Here is an 18,295-nt window from a genome sequence, read left to right on the forward strand (position 1 = left end):
CTCCCAGGCAATGAGCGTGAAACTCCTTAAGGAGGCGACGGCATGAGCGAAGAGACGGCCACCGACCCGCGCGAGGGGCGCACCGCCGCGGACCTGCCCGAGCAGTCCGCCGCCGTCCCCGCCGACATCGCCAAGATCGAGGACGTCGAGGAAGCGATGCGCGACGTCGTCGACCCGGAACTCGGCATCAACGTCGTGGACCTCGGCCTGGTCTACGACATCCGGGTCGAGACCGACAACACCGCGACGATCGACATGACGCTCACGTCCGCGGCCTGCCCGCTCACCGACGTGATCGAAGACCAGACGTCGGCGGCGCTGACGTCCGGCGGCCTCGTGAACGACTTCCGGATCAACTGGGTCTGGATGCCGCCGTGGGGCCCGGAGAAGATCACCGACGACGGCCGCGAGCAGTTGCGGGCGCTCGGTTTCACGGTCTGAGGCTTTTCGAAGGCCGCTCCCGGTATCGCCGGGGGCGGCCTTCGGCGTATCCCGGATTGGTGCGTTCGGGCGCATGCGGGCGGAACGCCGGTTTCTGTCGGTCCCGGGTGCTATGACTGGTCGATGACCGAACCTGATTCCGCATCCGTGTCCTCTCCCGGGGACAGACCCGGGCGCGGCCTGGCCGTCGCGGCGGTGTCCGTGGCCGCGGTGAGTTTCGCGCTCGGGGTGGCGACCTGGCTCGCCTGGCTCCTCGTGCGCCCGAGGCTGCTCATGGGCGGCATCTACCCGATCGTGGCCGAGGTGTTCGTCCTGGTGCTGGGCGCGCTGTGGTTCCTGGCGGTGCTGGCCTCGGTGCTGGCCGTGGTCTTCGGCCTGCTCGCGGGAGCGCGGCGCTACGGCGCCGATCTCGCCAGGCTGGGCGCACTGCTGGGCGGGCTGGCGTTCGTGGTGGCGCTGGCCGGGACTGTCGCGTTCACGTCGAATCCCGGGTTCACGACCGGACAGTTCGATGTCCGGCCTACGCATGCGACGCTGGGGCGGTGAAGTCTGTATAACGACCTATACGGCGGCGCGGAGCCGTGCGAGTCCATTGTGGACGGAATGGCCCGATCCGCCTGGGCGATGCCTGGCTGGGCAGGGAGAGCTGTCGATCCTCGTGCGGTGATGGATGGTTTCTCGGCCCCGCTGTCAGGTTTCCGCTTGGCTCGCGACCGGGGGCGCACGCCGCCCCGGCGACGGCGTCCGCGGCCGTGAGATTGCCGAGTGCGCCAGAGGGGACCTAGGCGGGAGCTCTCCGGCGCAGGCTGATGCCCTGCGAGCCTGCCAGGTAACGACTGTCCGAATCCATCCGATGATCGCTTCGTGACAGAAGGCTTCCCTGCCGCTCCGCCTCCGGCCGGGCGTGCGCCGCGCCGGTTTTCCTGGGTGCTCGCTGCTTTCGTCGTGGTCGCGCTCGCGGGCTCGGTCGTGGCGGTGACCGGGCTCCTCAAGGTGTTCAGTTACCGGTCGCTGACCGTGACGGGCGGGTCGATGGCGAATACCGTCGTGTCGGGCGAGCGGGTCGTCTTCGGACTGCGCGAGGGCCAGGAGATCCACCGCGGCGACCTTGTCGTGTTCGACGCGAGCGCGTTCGGCGACGGACGGCGCGGGACGTTCCTGCAGCGCGTGATCGCGGTCGGCGGCGACGAGGTCGAATGCTGCGACCTGGAGCGCCGGATCAAGGTGAACCGCAAGTCGATCGACGAGCCTTACGTGGCCGGCGAGCAGACGCCCTTCTACGCGAAAGTGCCGACGGGCGCGGTTTTCCTGGCGGGGGACCGGCGGGACATCGCGGACGACTCCCGGTGGCGGGTCAACGAACCCGGCGGCGGAGCGGTGTCGTTGTCCGCGGTGCACGGCGTCGTCTCGGCGACCGGGAATCTGTTCTGGGTCAGGCAGATCCCGGCGACGACCGCGTTCACCGCCGCCGGGTTTCCCGGGACGACGGAGCCGGATTCCGGACCGGTCACCGGCCGGATCACCGCCGGAGCCGGGGCGGGGCTGTTCCTCATCGGGTTCGCCGGTCTGCTCGGGACCGTCGTCCGGAGCGCCGGAAGACGACGAAAAGCAGCCGCAGTCCCGCCAGCGCGCTGATCATCAGCAGGTTGTAGCCGAACACGTGGTTCAGGGTCAGCCCGGGCACCACCTGCGGACCGCTGGAACTGCCCAGCAGCAGCACGGCCATGAGCCCGGTCGCGATGCCGACCAGCGCCAGCAGCACCTCGTGCACCAGGCCGGTCACCAGGTCGCGGTCGCGTTCGTCGGAGAACAGCCGCATGTTCACCGACAAGCGGCCTTCCTCCAGTGCCGCGCCGATCCGGTCGACCCGGCGGGGGAGGCGGCGCAGGACCGGAAGCAGCGCGGTGAATTCGTCGGTGACGGTGCGGCGCAGGGTTTCCGGGCGCAGGCCGATGCGTTCGGTGGCGAACGCGCGGGATTCGGCGACCAGGTCGAAGTTCGGCGCGAGCGTCGCGAGCGTGCCTTCCATGGTCGCCAACGCGCGGAACACCGCGGCGATCGGCGGCGGGACGGCCAGGCGGAAGTCGGCGACGACTCGGAACAGGCCGGTGAACAGGTCGAGACCGGGCGTTCGGCCGGGGCCGAAGTGCCGGGCCAGCAGGGCGCCGAGCGCGCGTTCCAGGCGTTGTTCGTCGAGGTCGTCGGGGCGGTTGACGATTTCCAGCAACCCGTCGCGCACGCCGGCGGGGTCGCCGCGGTCGATGGCTGGCAGCAGGGCTTGCAGGCCGGCGCGCAGGCCGGTGTCGAGGCGGCCCACGGAGCCGAAGTCGAGCAGGCCGAGGGTGCCGTCTTCGAGCAGCAGAACGTTGCCCGGGTGCGGATCCGCGTGGAACACGCCGCCCAGCAGCACCTGGTCGAGCAGGCCGCGCAGGAAGGTGCGGGCGAGTTCCTCGCGGGAGCATGCGGAACCGGCGGAAAGCGGTTTGCCGTCCAGCCGGCGCATCACCAGGACACGTTCCGTGGACAGTACTTTGTGGACAGCCGGAAGGGTGACGCCGGGGACCGGATGCGCGGCGATCGCCTCGATGTTCGCGGCTTCGGTGCGGAAATCGAGTTCGTCCTCAAGGGATTCGGCGAAGCCGTCGGCCAGTTCCCGCACGCCGAGCGAACGTGCCCAGCCGGCGCGTACGTACAGCACGTCGGCGAGGCGGCGGACGATGTCGATGTCGCGTTCCACTTGCTCGCGGATCCCGGGCCGCTGCACCTTCACGACCACCTCGGCGCCGGACCGCAGCCGGGCCCCGTAAACCTGCGCGATCGACGCTGCGGCAAGGGGTTCGTCGTCGATGTGGGCGAAGGCAGTCACGTCGATTTCCTCCCGCAGCAACGCGCGCACCTCGTCTTCGGGTGCGGGCGGGACCTGATCGTGCAGCTTGCTGAGTTCGCGGATGTACACCGGCGGCAGGAGATCGGCGCGCGTCGAAAGCAGTTGGCCGAGCTTCACGAACGTCACGCCCGCTTCTTCAAGCGCCAGTCGTAGCGATCGAGCGAGTTTCGCCGAGCCGTCGGGGCCCGCGGTGCGCCGGCCGGTGAGGAACGAGCCGAGACCGTGGCGGATCGCGATGCGCATGATGCGCGAGTAGCGACGGGCGCGGGCGGCGCGGGAGCGCAGCGACCGCATCCGGGCGAACAGGCCCGGCCCGCCGGACGGAACCGCGAGTTCGGCGACGAAAAGGACCAGCAGGGTCACCGCGAGCGCGCTGCCCGCCAGCGGGATCAGCAGTCCGATCGCGACCCCGGCGTTGGACAGCACGGCGATCGGGAACAACCGGATGACGGTGCCCGCGACGAGCCAGCCCGCGAGCGCGGCGCCGAGCGCCCGGACGAGACCGACGCGCACACCGAGCACCTTGCGGGCCGCGGCGACGAGCGGCCACAGCACGACGACGTAGGCCAGCAGGCCGAGCAGCAGCGTTTGCATGCCGACGAGCACACCAGCCCGGCGGCGCCCGCGGATCCAGCCGGGGCGGGACGGGCCTCCCTCTCGCGGGGGAGCGTCCTACTTTCGGACGTAGTCGCCCGCGGCGGTGAACTTCTAACGTCATCCAGCGGATAAAGGGTTGCTTGCTTTCCCGATGACGTACGGAGGACACGATGCACGCACGAGGGTTCCGGCGGATCGCCGCACTGGCCGCGGCGACCGCCGCTCCGCTGGGCTTCGGCCTGGCGACCGCACCCGCCGCGTCCGCCGCCGCGGCGACCACCGTCTACTACAGCTCGGCGGGCGCGCCGGACTACGTCGCCCAGATCGACCAGGGCGCGGCCAACTGGAACGCCGCGGTCAGCGACGTGCGGCTGGTCAAGGACGAGGGCAAGGCCACGGTGAAGATCCACGAGGTCAACAGCGGCGGGTCGTACACGCAGACCGACGGGCACGGCAACGGAGACGTCTACCTGGACACGAGCCAGGTCGCCGAGGGCTACGACCCGACCCGCATCGCCGCGCACGAACTCGGCCACAACCTCGGGCTGCCGGACCACTACGAGGGGCCGTGCACGGAGCTGATGTCGGGCCACGGGCCGGGCACCTCGTGCACCAACGCCAAGCCGGACGCGCAGGAATCGGCGAAGGTGCAGCAGTTGTGGGCCAACGGGTTCCGGATCGACGGCACGCGGGTCACCAAGACCGTCTACTGAGGGCCTCGTGAGTGGCGATCACGGTTCTAACCGGGATTGCCACTCACGACCTCCTACTCCGCCTGCAGCAGGAAGAACAAGAAGCTCGGGCTGACGCACAGCATCCGGTAGTCCTCCGGGAACAGCTTTTCCGCCTCCGGCACCGGTTTCGGCTCGCTGATCGTCGAGATCCGGAACCCGGCCTCGGCGAACGCGTCGGTCATCGCGTGCAGCGGGCGGTTCCAGAAGCTCATCGGCGTCGTCCGGCCGCCGACCTCCCAGTCCTCGGTCCATTCGTAAGTCGCCGAGTAGTCCGTCTGCTGCCCGGCCTGGCGTTGCAGCAGGTGGATCGCGTACGGATGGTCGACCACCACGATCAGCCGTCCGCCGGGCCGGAGGACACGGTGGAATTCGGTGAGCGTCGGGCCCCAGTCCTTCAGGTAGTGCAGCACGAGCGAGGCGATGACGTCATCGAAAGCGTTGTCGGCGTAGGGGAGTGGCCCGGCGACGTCGGCGACGCGCAGGTCCACGTCCGGGCCTAGCCGCTGGCGGGCGATCTCGAGCATGCCGCTGCTCAGGTCGAAGCCGGATACCTCGGCGCCGCGTTCGCGCAGTGCGACGGTCAGCGGTCCGGCGCCGCAGCCCGCGTCGAGAATCCGCCGTCCGGCCACGTCTCCGGCCAGCGCCAGCACGGCGGGCCGCTCGTAGTAGGCGTTCTGGATCTCCGTGTCCGACATGGCGGTGTAGGTCTCGGCCAGCAGGTCGTAATCGTTGATCACGGTGCTCTCTTCCGAAGGCATGCGATCCAGGCTGCCAGAAAACCGCCGCCAGGGTCCCGCCCTGGAGGGAGGCGTCCGCCGGGACCGCCTGTCAGGATTGGCGGGTGCGTTTCCTTCGTCCGCTGGTCAGCGGGGTCACCTATCGCCGATGGGTGTACCTGATCCTCGGCGCCGCGCTCAGCGTGCCGTACCTGCTGCTCGCGATGATCGCGATGCCGTCGCTGATGCCGTTCGCGACGACGATGGGATGGGCGAGCGTCGCCGGATTCGTCGTGATGCTCGTCGTGCTGGCCGCGACCGCGTTCCTGCCGGCGGTGCGGGTGCTGGAGGCGGCGGCGGTGCGGGAACTGCTCGCCCAGCCCGCGCCGGGACGCGGACGGCTGCGGTGCGCGACGATGTTCGTGCTGCACGTCGTGGCCGGTTTGTTCACCGGGCTCGCGACGCTCGCCCTGCCCGCCGGATTCGGGTTCGCGATCAACGCGGTCTTCACCGGTCGGCTTGTCGACACTCCGGATTTCCATCTGACGGTTCCGCGCGGCTGGGCTTCGGCGTGGCTGCCCGCGGCGTTCGTGGCGGCTTTCGTCGTGCTGATCTACTTCGTGTGGGCCCTCGGCGGAGTGCTGCGCCGCGCGGCGGCCCGGTTGCTCGGCTGGTCCGCCGCCGAACGCATCGCACAGCTCGAACGCCGCACCGACCAGCTCGCCGAACGCACCCGGCTCGCGCGCGAACTGCACGATTCCGTCGGGCACGCGCTTTCGGTGGTCACGCTGCAAGCCGGGGCCGCACGGCGGACGCTGCACACCGACCCCGGCTTCACCGAGGAAGCGCTCACCGCGATCGAGGAATCGGCTCGCACCGCGCTCGACGACCTCGACCACGTGCTCGGCCTGCTCCGCGACGAAGCACGCGACCGGACGCCGCACGCGGGTCTCGCCAACCTGCCCGCGCTGATCACCGTGACGCAGCAGTCCGGGACGGAGTGCCGCGTCGAGGTGCAAGGCGATGTCGGCGCGGTGCCGGCGGTGGTTTCCCGCGAGGTGTACCGGATTTTGCAGGAATGCCTCACGAACGCGGTGCGGTACGCGGGCAAGGTGCCGGTCACCGTCGCGCTGGCGGTCGCGGACGGGCAGTTGCGGGCCGCGGTCGCGAACCCGCTCGGTTCGGCCCGTCCGTCGCGCGTCCGCGGCGGACGCGGTCTGCGGGGCATGGCGGAGCGGGCGGAGCTGGTGGGTGGCAAGCTGTCCGCGGGACCGGTGGGCGAGAACTGGGAGGTCGTGGTGACGGTGCCGTGGGGGAACCGGTGAGCGTGCGAGTCCTGCTGGTGGACGACGAACGGCTGATCCGGGCGGGGCTGCGGGCGATCGTGGACAGCGAACCGGATCTGACCGTGGTCGGCGAGGCGTCCGACGGCTCGGAGGTGCCGGGTCTCGTCGGCCGGCTGCGGCCGGACGTCGTGCTGATGGACGTGCGGATGCCCGCGGTGGACGGGATCCGCGCGACCGGGCATCTTCTGTCCACTGTGGAGGATCCGCCGAAGGTGATCGTGGTGACCACCTTCGAAAACGACGACTACGTGTACGACGCGCTGCTCGCCGGCGCGAGCGGATTCCTGCTGAAACGCGCGCGTCCGGAGGAGATCGTCGCCGGGATCCGCACGGTGCTGGCGGGGGATTCGCTGCTGTTCCCGGCCGCGATCCGGGGCATGGCCGCCCGCCGCGCGCCGGGTGCCGCCGCGCCGCTGGACTTCCTGACCGAACGGGAACGAGACGTACTGCGGCTGATGGCGGCGGGACTGTCCAACGGGGAGATCGCGGCGGAGCTGTTCCTGGGGCTGCAGACGGTGAAAACGCACGTCGGGAACGTGCTGTCGAAGCTCGGTGCGCGGGACCGGACGCAGGCGGTGATCCGGGCTTACGAGTCGGGCTTCGTCAGGCCGACCGGCTGATGGCGACGTCCCTGCCGATGCCGCGCAGGACCTCGACGCGGTCGCTGCCGGGGCGGCTGAGGACCCAGCTGGAGCCGGGAACGGCCTTGGCGCGTTTCTTGAGCGGCGCGAGCAGCCGGGAAGCGTCCCGATAGGACGGAATCGTGCCGCTGCCGCACACGAGCGTCGCCAGGGAAACCGTGACCGGCATGCCCTCGGCGGACCAGTGCGTGTCCAGCAAAGCCGCGGCGACGGTGCCGATCTCGTCCACGTCGCACACGATCAGGAAGTCGTCGCCGCCGACGTGGCTCACGCGCATCCGCGGCAGCCGCCGGGAAAGGTCGGTGAGGGTTTCGCCCAAGGCGCGGATCAGATCGTCTCCCGCGGCGAAACCGGCGTTGTCGTTGACCGACTTGAACGCGTCGACGTCCAGCCACGCCGCCACGAACTGCTCGCCGCTCGCGATCCGGCGTTCGACGTCGCGCGCCGCCGCTTCGCTGCCCGGCAGCCGGGTGAGCGGGCTGAGCGTGACCGCCTCTTCGACCTTCGCCTCGGCGACCCCGCGCACGACCTCGGTCACCAGCACGACGCCGAGACAGCGCCCGGACGCGTCGACCACCACGACGTCGTCGCCGGTGCGGCCCCAGTCGGCGTCGGTGACCAGTTCGAGGAATTCCAGTGCGCTCGCGCCGGCCTCGATCAGGCGCGGTTTGTCCGCCAGCCGCGCGGCGGACCGCTTCGCGTGCAGGGCATGTCCGTACGGACCGGTGATGGTGACGAGGAATCGCGTCCGGTCGACTGACCATTGTGGACGGTTGTCCGCGTCGACGCCGACCACGCCGCTCGGCGCGTCCGCGGCGGCGAGGACCTCGCGGACGTCGTCGCAGGTGGCGTCGACCGGCAAGGTGGTGGCCGGGCGCAGGAAATCGCCGACGCGCGGGGCCTGCGGCGGCGCGGGCGTGCGCCGGTCCTCCGGGATGACCGCGCCGGAGGCGGGCGCGGACCGGTGCGCGGCGGGCGGTGCGAGCAGATTGCCCTGCGCGATCCGGACGCCGAGGCTCTGCGCCGCGTCCAGCTGCGACTCGGTCTCGATCCCGGTCGCGACCAGCCGGATGTTCGTGCGCGTCGTGTAGTGCAGCAGCGCCTCGACCACCGCCGTCGCCGCCGGGTCACCGGGAAGGCCGCGCAGCACGCTGCGGTCGAGTTTCACCAGGTCCACCGGGGACTGCGCGAGCAGCGCCAGCGGCAGGTCGCCGCGGCCGAGCCCGTCGAGCGCGAGCCGGAAGCCCTGTTCGGTGAGCGCGCGCATGCCGTCGAGCAGGCGGCCGGTGGGCAGGTGCGTGAACGGCGGCCCGACCTCCAGCACCACGTCGCGGGTGCGCCGTCCGGCCGCGCCGAGTTCGGCGATCAGTTCGTCGAACGCCTCCAGCGGCGACGCGAGCGTGCGCGCGGAGACGTTGAGGTGCAGCGGAAGCGCGCTGGGCCGCTCGGCCTCCTGGCGTACCGCCGCGGCGGCCAGCCCGAGGTCGACCTCGGTGAGCCTGCCCTCGCGGCGGGCCTCGGCGAGCAGTTCGTGCGCCGTGCCCCGGCCCGGCCGGGCCAGCGCTTCGTACGCGACGACCCCGCCGGTGTGCAAGCTGTACATCGGCTGGAAGGCGAATCGGACCGCACGCAGCGTCGTCACGGACGCGATACTCGCACCGCCGGAGGGGGCTGCGAAACCGTTGTCAGCTGATGTTCACCAGCGCGGCACTTTGGCCACCGGAACGGAGTAACAAAATGCTTTTCGCGTTCGCTCGATCGGGCAAGGCAAAATTCCCGGCACGGGCTCAGCCCAGCAGCAGGCGGCGGAGGCGGGCCGGGGCGGCGCGGAACAGGTTTGCCATGGTCGAGGCGGTGCCGGGCAGGTCGGTGCGGCCCGAGGTGAACGCGCGCTGCGCCGGGATCGGAAGGTCGAAGAACAGGTCGAAAAATTGCGCTGACTGAGCGGGTGACATTCCGCACAATGCACGGAGTCCGTGGCGGCGCAAGGCATGCACAGCACGGGCTTCGGGCGGCCACAATGCCTTCCGGGCAGCACTGGCCGCGGCCGCCGGACCTGCGTCGAACGCGTCCGCGAGAGCCTGCGCGACGCGAGGCGCGAGCTGCAGCGCGGTCGCGAGGCTGTAGCCGGTCGCCGGGTGGACGAGCGCGCCCGCAACCCCGAACGGCACCGACTGGCCGCGCTTCGGCAGCGGGACGTCGAGCACGATCCGCACCTGTTCGACCCGGCCTGCGGGACGGATTCCCGCCGCTTTGAGCCGGGCGTGCAGCCGCTGGGCCAGTTCGGCCACTGGGAGCCCGGGTTTGCGCGCGAGCGACGTCTCTTCGACCAGTACGGAGCCGTCGCCGAGGGGCAGTGCATACCGGAAGCTGTCGGTGCCGTCGCGCCAGTCCATGAAGACAGCTGTGTCGGGCGGGGCGAGCCGCTCAGCTTGGTCCGCGGGCAGCACGAGCCCGTACGCGGTCTGCTCGGCGCGTGGAGCCCGCAGCTTGGGTGCTCCGGACGCGTCGACGAACACTGCGGCGGCGAGGCGTCGACCGTCGGCGAGCAGGACCGTCGTACCGTGCGGACCGTGTTCCGCGCCGGTCACCTTGCCGGTGACGACCTGGACGCTCGGCTCGGTGAGCCACTCGCGCAGCCCGGCGTTGTCGATTACCCGATACGCCCGGTCGACGCGGTGCTCGCGGGTTCCGAACGCCAGCGTCGCCGCCGGAGCCGCGGCGATCGCTTCGCCCGGCAGCTCAGGCGCCTCGTCCGCCCACATTCCGTAAGTATTCGGCCACTTTCGGTGTGGATCCGGGTCGAGCACGGCCGTTTCCAGGCCTCGCCGGGCGCACGCGGCCGCCAGCGCCCGTCCGGCCGGGCCGCCGCCCGCCACCAGCACGTCGGTCATCCCGCAATCCTGCCGGACGGCCGGATACGGTGGGACACATGGACGAGACCGATCCGAGGGCAGCGCGGCGGGACCCGGCGAACGGGGCGGGCGGGTTCACCGACCTGGCGACCAGCCCGTTCCGCGTCGACCGCGACCGGATCACCGCGTCGCCGTTCTTCGCGCGGCTCGGCGGGGTCACCCAGGTGGTCAGCGCGGGCGGCGCCGGGCTGCTGCACAACCGGCTGACGCACAGCCTGAAGGTCGCGCAGGTCGCGCGCGGGATCGCGGAGCGGATCACCGGATCGAGCGAGTCGGCCGAACTGGCCGCGAAACTCGGCGGCTGCGACCCGGACGCGTGCGAGGCGGCCGCCCTGGCGCACGACCTCGGGCACCCTCCGTTCGGGCATCTCGGCGAGCAGACCCTGGACCGGATCGCACGGCACCGGTTCGGCCTGGCCGACGGTTTCGAGGGCAACGCGCAGTCGTTCCGCATCCTCACGACGACGGACGTGCGCGGCCCGTCCGCCATCGGGCTGGACCTGACGACCGCGGTTCGCGCCGCGGTCCTGAAATACCCGTGGGCGCGGCTGCATTACCCGCAGCCGCATCCGACCGCGATGCCCCTGCCGCCCCGCGGCGCCGCCGAGCCGGACGACGCTCCAGGCACCGGTGCGAGCAAGTTTTCCGCGTATGTCACGGAATTGGACGACTTCGAGCAGTCGCGGGCCCCGTTCGCCGGGCGGATCGAGCCGTGGCAGCAGACGGTCGAAGCGTCCGTTATGGACACTGCCGACGACATCGCGTACGCGATCCACGATCTGCAGGATTTCCACCGCATCGGCGTCCTGCAGCACGCCCCCGTCGCCGCCGAACTGGGGGAGTGGCTGGCGCACGCCGTCGATCTGGCCTCTTTGGACGATGCCCGGCTGACCGCGGAAATCCGCCGCCCAGGCCGTTCCCTGGAGCGGATGCGCCGCCGCATGCACCTGAAGGACAGCTGGATTGTGGACGACGACGCCTTCGCCGCCGCCGTCGCCCGAGTCCAACGAGAACTGGTCGACGGCCTGCTCGCGGACGGCTTCGACGGTTCGACCGAGGCCGAACAAGCGACGGCGGCGTTCTCGGCGAACTGGATGGCGCGATTGGTGGACGGGGTTTTCGTCCTGTCGTCGCCGCCGACCCGGTCCGGGCACGTCTCGCTGCGTCCCGCGCAGTGGCACGAGGTGCAGGTCCTGAAGTTCGTCCACCGGCGGTTCGTGCTCCTGCGCCCCGATCTCGCCCTGCACCAGCGCGGCCAGGCCAGCCTGGTCACGACGTTGGTCGACGCGCTGGACGCGTGGCTCCTCGACCGCGACGAGGCTTCCCGCTTGCCGCGCCGGCTGCACGACCTGATGGAACTGGCGCACGGCGAATACTCGGACCTCGCGCGGACCGCGCCGGAGCTGCTGGTGGGCGCGACAGGCGAGCGGATCGAGGGCGCGGACGCGGTGCGCGGGCTGGCCCGGGGCCGGGCGGTCGTGGACTTCGTGGCTTCGCTGACGGACAAGCAAGCGGTGACGTTGCTGGACGCTTTGTCGGGCCGGTCGAGCCAGCCCTGGTCGGATTCCTTCGTGCTCTAAATCGGTTGCGGGACGGGTGCCTGGTCAGCACGGTAGGCAGATGCCTGTGACGATCCGGGAAGCCGGCGCGGACGATTGGCCGGGGATCTGGCCGATCGTCCGGGACGTGGTGACCGAGCAGCGGACGTTCCCCTACGACCCGGCCATGAGCGAATCCGAAGCACGTCGGCAGTGGCTGGTTCCCGCCCCCGCGCGGGTCGTCGTCGCTGCCGAAGGAGACCGGGTACTGGGCACGGCGAACATGTACGCCAACCGGCCGGGTCCGGGCAGCCATGTCGCTTCGGGAAGCTTGATGGTGTCCCGGGACGCACGCGGTTCCGGCGTCGGGAGGGCCTTGGTGCTGGACCTGATCGCTTGGGCCCGGCGGGCTGGTTTCGCGGCGATTCAGTTCAATGCGGTGGTCGAGACCAATGTCCATGCGATCCGGCTGTACGAGAGTTTGGGGTTCGTGACGCTGGGGGTCGCGCCGGGGGCTTTCCGGCATCCGGTCGAGGGGCGGGTCGGGTTGCGCATCATGTGGCTGGAACTGTGACTCGGTTCGCGGAGGTTTTCACTCTCGGCGCGAGGCTGCCGGGGCAGGTTTTCCGGGAGCCCCGCGGGGACTCGCTGTTCTGCGAGTACGACGTGGTGCTGGCACCGGAAATCTGGCCCGCGCTTCGCGAGATGGCCCGCTGGCACGGCGACGACCGGGTCGACCTTCTGGTGCTCGAACCCGGCGCGCGTCAGACGGTTTCGGCGCCCGTCGGCTCGGAGGGTTACTGGTCGGCGATCGGACACGAATCGGACGACGAGTTCCTGGACTCGATCGCTGTGACGGCTGATGTCATCGCGGTGACGGGGCCGTCCGGGAAGTGGGGCTGCTGGGGAGAACGCGGTCCCGAGGTGGCGGTGTTCCAAGGCTTCCCGGACGCCGCGGCCCGCGAGGAATGGCGCGAGCGGTTCGGCCCGTTCCTGGACGCGGCGGAAGCGGTGGAGTCGTATGTGTGGATGGCATTCGGCGGACGGCGGCCGGTTCCGGATGAATACGCGGCTGCGTTGGTGGCCGACTACGGGATCGGGTGAACGGTTTGCTCCGGCGGGGGAGATCTCAGGTGCCGATGTATCGGGTCGTCTCCGAGGAGAGCCGTCCGGGTTTCGCGCTCCCCTTCGAGCCACTGCACGGATTCTTTGCCGACGAGGAGACCGCCGGAAAGGTGACCTTCGCAGGCATCATCGGCGCAGCCGACGCACGACCGGTGACTGTGGACGATGCGGAGCTCGAGGTGCTCGATGATTCCGGCGACGCGATCGGCAGGTATTGGTTAGGCCGGTTCGAACTGAAGCCGAAGAACATCTCCCCGGCGCCGGGCGGGTCAGCGAGTCTCGAAGTTCCGTCGTGCGGCGGCGAGCCTTGTCCCCACGAGCAAGCGATCTGGTCGCGTTGGCGCCGCGGCTCGATCCTGCTCGGCGAGTGGACGCGACATCCCGCGACCCAGCACGGCAACTGGCTGCACGTCGTGCAAAACGCGTGGTTCACCTCGGGGAAGCACGCGATGCGCTGCGACACAGGCGACATCGTCATCGACGGACAGCACTGGTCCTCGAAGGACTCGTTCTCTTGCGCCATCGGCGAAGCGGCGAATGGCCCAGGCGGTTGCTTCGGCAGCAACTTGGCCGCGCTCCACGACTGCGTCCGAAGCGGATCGAAGGCAGCTCAGCGCTATTCAGTGAGCTGGAACGCCGTGGAGACTTCCCGCCGAGCCCTCGGAGATGCCTTCGTGACCGCGGTCACGGAAATCTTCGGCCAGTACAACGTCGAACCGCGCTGACCGGCGACTCCGGCTCCCGGCCGTGCGCGCGAAAGACGGCAAGCTCCGCCGAACGGCCTACGACGTCCGGCTGGCAACGGATATTGCCTGACCAACGTCACCCCAACGGCCGTTTTTCCCGGACAGAAGTGGTACTTAGCTGGATCCAGCCGGTGATCACCGGCGTTGGCCAGCGTGAGTCGGGGCACGCGGTGTGAGATCGGAGGACGCACGTGCGTCGTACCCGTTCACCTGGAGCCTCGACAACAACCGCGAGAAGACGGACGGGCGTGGTCGCCGCGGCGGTGCTTGCCGCCGGGCTGGCGACACCGCCCCTAGCGGAAGCGCAGGAGTCCACTGTGGACTCCACGGCGAACAGTCAGATCGCCGCTTTGCAGGCGGTGAAAGCAGGACAGACCGCGACTGAGTCCAAAATAGACAGCAAGCTGCTCGTCCAGGAGAAGATGCGCACGCGGAGCCTGAGCGCGGCCGCGTTGCCGGGAATCGCCAGGATCGCGGACAAAGCACTCGTCGACATCCGGGTCACGAAGGTCAGCGACGGGCTCGTCAACGACCTGCGCAAGGCCGGAGCCGAGGTGCGTGCGATGTCGAGCACGGCGGCGAGCATCCGGGCCGAGGTGCCGTTGACCGCATTGCCGGAGATCGCGAAACGCGGCGACGTGAAGCACGTCGAAACCGCGGATCAGGCGATGACGGCGCGGCAGCGGGAAAACAAAGAAGGCTCGGAAACCAAGCAGCAGAAGGCCGACCGGATCGACCGGCAGCTCAAGGAAGCGATCGGAACCAAAACGCAGGTGGTCAGCGCGGGCGACCGGGCGCACAACGCGGACACCGCGCGCCAGCAGTTCGGCGTGACCGGCACCGGCGTGAAGGCGTGCGCGCTGTCCGACGGCGTCGATTCCCTGGAGGTTTCCCGGACCAAGGGCGAGCTTCCGGCGGTCGATGTCCTGACCGGACAAGCGGGCAGCGGCGACGAGGGCACCGCGATGCTGGAGATCATCCACGACCTCGCCCCGAACGCGAAGCTCGGTTTCGCCACCGCGTTCACCTCCGACGCGAGTTTCGCCGACAACATCCGCAAGCTCCGTTTCGAAGCGCATTGCGACGTCATCGTCGACGACGTCATCTACTTCAAGGAATCCCCGTTCCAGGACTGGATCATCGCGCAAGCGGTGAACGACGTGACGGCCGACGGCGCGCTCTACTTCTCCTCCGCGGGCAACGAGGGCAACGTCGCCGACGGCACCGCCGCGCATTGGGAAGGCGACTTCGCCGATTCGGGAATCTCGATCGGCAAGTACGCCGGCACCGCGCACAACTTCGCGGGCGCGGCCGGAAAGCAGGCGTTCGAGCCGATTTCGGACGCGTCGTCGGCGAACATCCCGGTGACGCTGCACTGGTCCGACCCGATCGGCGCGGCCGCGGACGACTACGACCTCTACCTCCTCGACGCGCGCGGCAACGTCGTGAGCTTCAGCCAGGACGTCCAGAACGGCACTCAGGACCCGTACGAGCAGCTGGCCACCCCGTTCTTCGGCGGCACCGGGCTGCGGCTCGCCGTGGTGAAGTTCTCCGGGGCGAGCCGGTACCTCTCGCTGACCGCGTTCGGCAGCCGGTTCCGCGATTCCGCGGACGGGCTCAAGGCGTACTCCACGCCCGGCGCGGTCGTGGGCCACGCCGCGGCGCGCAAGGCGTTCGCGGTCGCCGCGGCTCCGGCCGAGGCGGCGTTCGGCCGTCCGCTCGAACCGGGCGACCCGGCGAACCCGACCGGACCGTATCCGGCGGCGTATTCGGCGACCAGCAAGGCGGAACGGTTCAGTTCGGACGGTCCGCGGCGGGTGTTCTACGAAGCCAACGGAACGCCGATCACTCCGGGCGACGTGTCGTCGACCGGGGGAGAGGTCCGGCAGAAGCCGGAAATCACCGCGGCGGACGGCGTGCACACCTCGGTGAGCGGATTCGACCCGTTCTTCGGCACTTCGGCGGCCGCGCCGCACGCGGCCGCGATCGCGAGCCTGGTGCTGTCCGGCAATCCCGGACTGTCCTCTTCGGACATTCGCGAGGCGTTCCTCAAGACCGCGGTGGACATCGAAGCTCCCGGCACGGACAACCTCACCGGTGCCGGAGTGTTGCTGGCGGACAAGGTGCTCGCGTACACCGGTGCCAGCCCGCAGCCGTACGCGGAAGCGGGACAGCCGACGGTCCGCGGACCCAACGGCGGCAGCACGCTCAACCCTGGTGACATCGCGACGGTCACGCTGCCGGTGAAGAACACCGGCGACGGCACGGCGGTGTCCACGAGCGTCGTGCTCACCTCGCCGACCCCGGGCGTCGCGATCGAGCCGCGGGCGAAGTCGTACGGCACGATCAGCCCGGGACAGACCGGAATCAACGACTTCACCGTCACGGTTCCGGCCGGCCAGCAGCTCGGCTCGCCGGTGGTGCTCAACGCGAAGGTGACTTTCGCGGGCTCGTTCTCGCCGCGCACGAGCACGTTCTCGCTGCCGGTCGGCACACCGTCGCCGGTTTCGCAGGCGTTCGCCTACGCCGGTCCGGCGGTCGCGATCCCGGACAACTCGCCGCTCGGCGCGTCGGTTCCGCTCGTGGTGAGCGGCGTCGGTCCCGCGTCGAAGGTGTCGCTTTCGATCGACGGCACCGCCTGCACCACCGCGGAGAAAGCGACCACGGTCGGCATCGACCACACCTATGTCAACGACCTGGTCGGCACGCTGACCGCGCCGTCCGGCGCGACGGCGACGCTGTTCCAGAAGGGCGGCGGCAGCGGCAACAACCTCTGTCAGGTGGTGTTCGACGATTCCGCGACCAAGCTGTTCAGCACGACCGGATCCGCGGACGCGCCGTACACCGGCACCTACCGGCCGGTCACGCCGCAGAGCCAGCCAGGCGCTTCGGCGGACGGCACCTGGACGTTCAAGGTCGTCGACACCACGGGCGGCGACACCGGTTCGATCCGCAGCGTTTCGCTGCACGTCAACGGGTACGCGACGGCCGGGCGTCCGGCGGATGTGCACAAGACGGTGACCGCGGGGCCGGTGCGGCCTCAGCTGGCCTGAGCGGTGCGGGACCGTCGCGCTGCGCGGCGGTCCCGTACCGTTTCCCCATGGCACGGCAGGTCGCAGGCGGCGGACGGGCGGTGGAAGTCCCGCCCGAACGGCTCGACGGCTGGTTCGCCCGCTTCGCCGAACGCAACGGCGGCGTGCGCGCCACGGTTCTCTCCGCGACGCAAGTGCGTGTCACCGCCGGGAACGGCACCACGGCCACCGCGACTGTCCCGTTTGGACCGTTGAAGGAGCAAGGCGAGTACCCCGGACTGGCCGTCGGGCCATTGCTCCACCACGTGCGAACGCCGCGGCTGATCGCACTGCTGCTGGTCCGAAAGGGCGGGCACTCGCTCGGCCTCGCCTACGACGGCCGCGTGGTCCTCTCCCGAACCGACCGCCATCACGTGCAGGGCCGGACCGCGGCGGGCGGCTGGTCGCAGCAACGCTTCGCGCGCCGCCGCGAAGGCCAAACCCGAGCCGCGCTCCAGTCAGCCGCCCAAGACGCGTACGAGGTTCTGCTGCCCCGGCTGTCCGAAGTGGACGCTGTAGTGCTCGGCGGAGACCGTCGTGCGCTGGACGAACTGCGCTCCGACCGGCGGCTCGCCGAGCTGTTCGACCGGGCCGAGCCGCGAGTGCTGGACCTCCCCGAACCCCGCCACGAGGTGCTGGCCGACGCGGCACAGCGAGCGCGTGCCGTGGAGCTGGTGGTGCGGGATCGGACAGCGGGGCGCGAGTGAATCCGGACACGGCCGCGAAAACCGTTCGACGCCGACCCGTACACTGGGTTCGTGGTCAACAGGGCATTGGTGCGGATCCAGAGAGAGTAGCCGCCCGCCCCGCATCGCACGCGGTGCCGGGGCGCTCCAGCACGTCCACCTGACCGCCCCCGTATCCGGGAGTTCTCTTGATCACGGCCACTGGCCTTGAGCTGCGCGCCGGTTCGCGCATCCTGCTCAACGGCGCCACCCTCCGCATCCAGTCCGGCGACCGCATCGGCCTCGTCGGCCGCAACGGCGCGGGCAAGACCACCTCGCTGAAAGTCCTCGCGGGCGAGGGCGAACCGCACGCGGGCGACGTCCGGCGCAGCGGCGAACTCGGCTATCTGCCGCAGGACCCGCGCGAGGGCGACCTGTCGGTCACCGCGAAGGACCGCGTGCTGTCCGCGCGCGGGCTCGACACCCTGCTGCGCGACATGGAAAAGGCGCAGACCTCGATGTCCGAGCTGGTCGACGACAAGCAGCGGGACAAGGCGATCAACCGTTACGCGCGGCTCGAAGAGCGGTTCTCCTCGCTCGGCGGGTACGCCGCGGAGAGCGAGGCGGCGCGGATCTGCTCGAACCTCGGGCTCGCCGACCGCATCCTGTCCCAGACGCTCAGCACGCTGTCCGGCGGTCAGCGCCGCCGCGTCGAGCTGGCGCGCATCCTGTTCGCCGCCGCCGAGGCGGGAGCGGGCGGCAAGTCCGAGACGATCCTGCTGCTGGACGAGCCGACCAACCACCTCGACGCCGACTCGATCAACTGGCTGCGCGGCTTCCTCAAGCAGCACGACGGCGGGCTCGTGGTGATCA

The 18,295-nt window shown here is 70.3% G+C and carries 16 protein-coding genes and 1 pseudogene; 13 read left to right on the forward strand and 4 right to left on the reverse strand.

What is annotated here, in order from left to right; all coding sequences use genetic code 11:
- Positions 1–42: 42 nt before the first annotated feature.
- The 3 genes from L3Q65_RS04175 to lepB all read left to right on the forward strand — a co-directional run bounded on the left by L3Q65_RS04175 (position 43) and on the right by lepB (position 2,076).
- On the forward strand, positions 43–441 hold the full coding sequence (locus tag L3Q65_RS04175) for a metal-sulfur cluster assembly factor (protein WP_037814682.1): 399 nt from the start codon (positions 43–45) through the stop codon (positions 439–441).
- 123 nt (positions 442–564) lie between these two features.
- Positions 565–987, forward strand: a complete 423-nt coding sequence (locus L3Q65_RS04180) for a hypothetical protein (protein ID WP_182896108.1) — start codon at positions 565–567, stop codon at positions 985–987.
- 318 nt (positions 988–1,305) lie between these two features.
- Complete coding sequence (gene lepB / locus L3Q65_RS04185) at positions 1,306–2,076, forward strand: signal peptidase I (RefSeq protein ID WP_237598814.1); 771 nt, start codon at positions 1,306–1,308, stop codon at positions 2,074–2,076.
- On the opposite strand, the gene L3Q65_RS04190 is transcribed toward lepB, so the two are convergent.
- The gene (locus L3Q65_RS04190; RefSeq protein WP_182896106.1) at positions 1,991–3,922 is read right to left on the reverse strand and encodes an AarF/ABC1/UbiB kinase family protein; all 1,932 of its coding nucleotides are present in this window, start codon (positions 3,920–3,922) and stop codon (positions 1,991–1,993) included. The two genes, lepB and L3Q65_RS04190, sit on opposite strands and share 86 nt — an antisense overlap.
- 173 nt (positions 3,923–4,095) lie before the next feature.
- Here L3Q65_RS04190 and L3Q65_RS04195 point away from each other — a divergent pair, with 173 nt between their 5' ends.
- Positions 4,096–4,638: a snapalysin family zinc-dependent metalloprotease gene (locus tag L3Q65_RS04195; protein ID WP_182896105.1), complete on the forward strand. Its 543-nt coding sequence runs from the start codon at positions 4,096–4,098 to the stop codon at positions 4,636–4,638.
- Between the two features lie 53 nt (positions 4,639–4,691).
- Here L3Q65_RS04195 and L3Q65_RS04200 read toward each other — a convergent pair whose 3' ends face one another.
- Positions 4,692–5,417 carry a class I SAM-dependent methyltransferase gene (locus L3Q65_RS04200; RefSeq protein WP_182896104.1) on the reverse strand — a complete coding sequence of 242 codons (726 nt, stop codon included), beginning with the start codon at positions 5,415–5,417 and terminating at the stop codon, positions 4,692–4,694.
- Between the two features lie 83 nt (positions 5,418–5,500).
- Here L3Q65_RS04200 and L3Q65_RS04205 point away from each other — a divergent pair, with 83 nt between their 5' ends.
- Together L3Q65_RS04205 and L3Q65_RS04210 are read left to right on the forward strand one after the other, a co-directional pair.
- Entirely contained in the window at positions 5,501–6,700 is a 1,200-nt protein-coding gene (locus tag L3Q65_RS04205; RefSeq protein WP_182896103.1) for a sensor histidine kinase, read from the forward strand.
- A complete protein-coding gene (locus L3Q65_RS04210) occupies positions 6,697–7,341 on the forward strand; it encodes a response regulator (RefSeq protein ID WP_182896102.1) in 645 nt (214 codons plus the stop codon). Before L3Q65_RS04205 ends, L3Q65_RS04210 begins: the two co-directional genes overlap by 4 nt.
- On the opposite strand, the gene L3Q65_RS04215 is transcribed toward L3Q65_RS04210, so the two are convergent.
- Both L3Q65_RS04215 and L3Q65_RS04220 read right to left on the reverse strand, forming a co-directional pair.
- Positions 7,325–9,004 (reverse strand): GGDEF domain-containing protein, encoded by a 1,680-nt coding sequence (locus tag L3Q65_RS04215; protein ID WP_237598815.1) that lies wholly within the window; start codon positions 9,002–9,004, stop codon positions 7,325–7,327. The two genes, L3Q65_RS04210 and L3Q65_RS04215, sit on opposite strands and share 17 nt — an antisense overlap.
- A gap of 145 nt (positions 9,005–9,149) precedes the next feature.
- Positions 9,150–10,256, reverse strand: a complete 1,107-nt coding sequence (locus L3Q65_RS04220) for a lycopene cyclase family protein (RefSeq protein WP_237598816.1) — start codon at positions 10,254–10,256, stop codon at positions 9,150–9,152.
- Between the two features lie 38 nt (positions 10,257–10,294).
- Between L3Q65_RS04220 and L3Q65_RS04225 the strand changes: the two genes are divergently transcribed.
- The 7 genes and pseudogenes from L3Q65_RS04225 to L3Q65_RS47545 form a co-directional block, all read left to right on the forward strand.
- Positions 10,295–11,857 (forward strand): deoxyguanosinetriphosphate triphosphohydrolase family protein, encoded by a 1,563-nt coding sequence (locus L3Q65_RS04225; protein WP_182896099.1) that lies wholly within the window; start codon positions 10,295–10,297, stop codon positions 11,855–11,857.
- A 40-nt stretch (positions 11,858–11,897) separates the two neighbouring features.
- On the forward strand, positions 11,898–12,389 hold the full coding sequence (locus L3Q65_RS04230; RefSeq protein WP_220508564.1) for a GNAT family N-acetyltransferase: 492 nt from the start codon (positions 11,898–11,900) through the stop codon (positions 12,387–12,389).
- Positions 12,386–12,919: a hypothetical protein gene (locus L3Q65_RS04235; protein ID WP_237598817.1), complete on the forward strand. Its 534-nt coding sequence runs from the start codon at positions 12,386–12,388 to the stop codon at positions 12,917–12,919. The genes L3Q65_RS04230 and L3Q65_RS04235 overlap by 4 nt, the downstream gene beginning before the upstream one ends.
- Before the next feature lie 35 nt (positions 12,920–12,954).
- Entirely contained in the window at positions 12,955–13,665 is a 711-nt protein-coding gene (locus L3Q65_RS04240) for a barstar family protein (protein ID WP_237601041.1), read from the forward strand.
- A gap of 269 nt (positions 13,666–13,934) precedes the next feature.
- Positions 13,935–16,739 carry a S8 family serine peptidase gene (locus tag L3Q65_RS04245; protein ID WP_237598818.1) on the forward strand — a complete coding sequence of 935 codons (2,805 nt, stop codon included), beginning with the start codon at positions 13,935–13,937 and terminating at the stop codon, positions 16,737–16,739.
- A gap of 47 nt (positions 16,740–16,786) precedes the next feature.
- On the forward strand, positions 16,787–17,464 hold the full coding sequence (locus tag L3Q65_RS04250; protein WP_237598819.1) for an acVLRF1 family peptidyl-tRNA hydrolase: 678 nt from the start codon (positions 16,787–16,789) through the stop codon (positions 17,462–17,464).
- A 158-nt stretch (positions 17,465–17,622) separates the two neighbouring features.
- Positions 17,623–18,210, forward strand: a pseudogene (locus tag L3Q65_RS47545) (ATP-binding cassette domain-containing protein); the annotation flags it as partial.
- Between the last annotated feature and the right edge of the window lie 85 nt (positions 18,211–18,295).

This window comes from Amycolatopsis sp. FU40 (genome assembly GCF_021903635.1).
Taxonomy (GTDB): Bacteria; Actinomycetota; Actinomycetes; order Mycobacteriales; family Pseudonocardiaceae; genus Amycolatopsis; species Amycolatopsis dendrobii.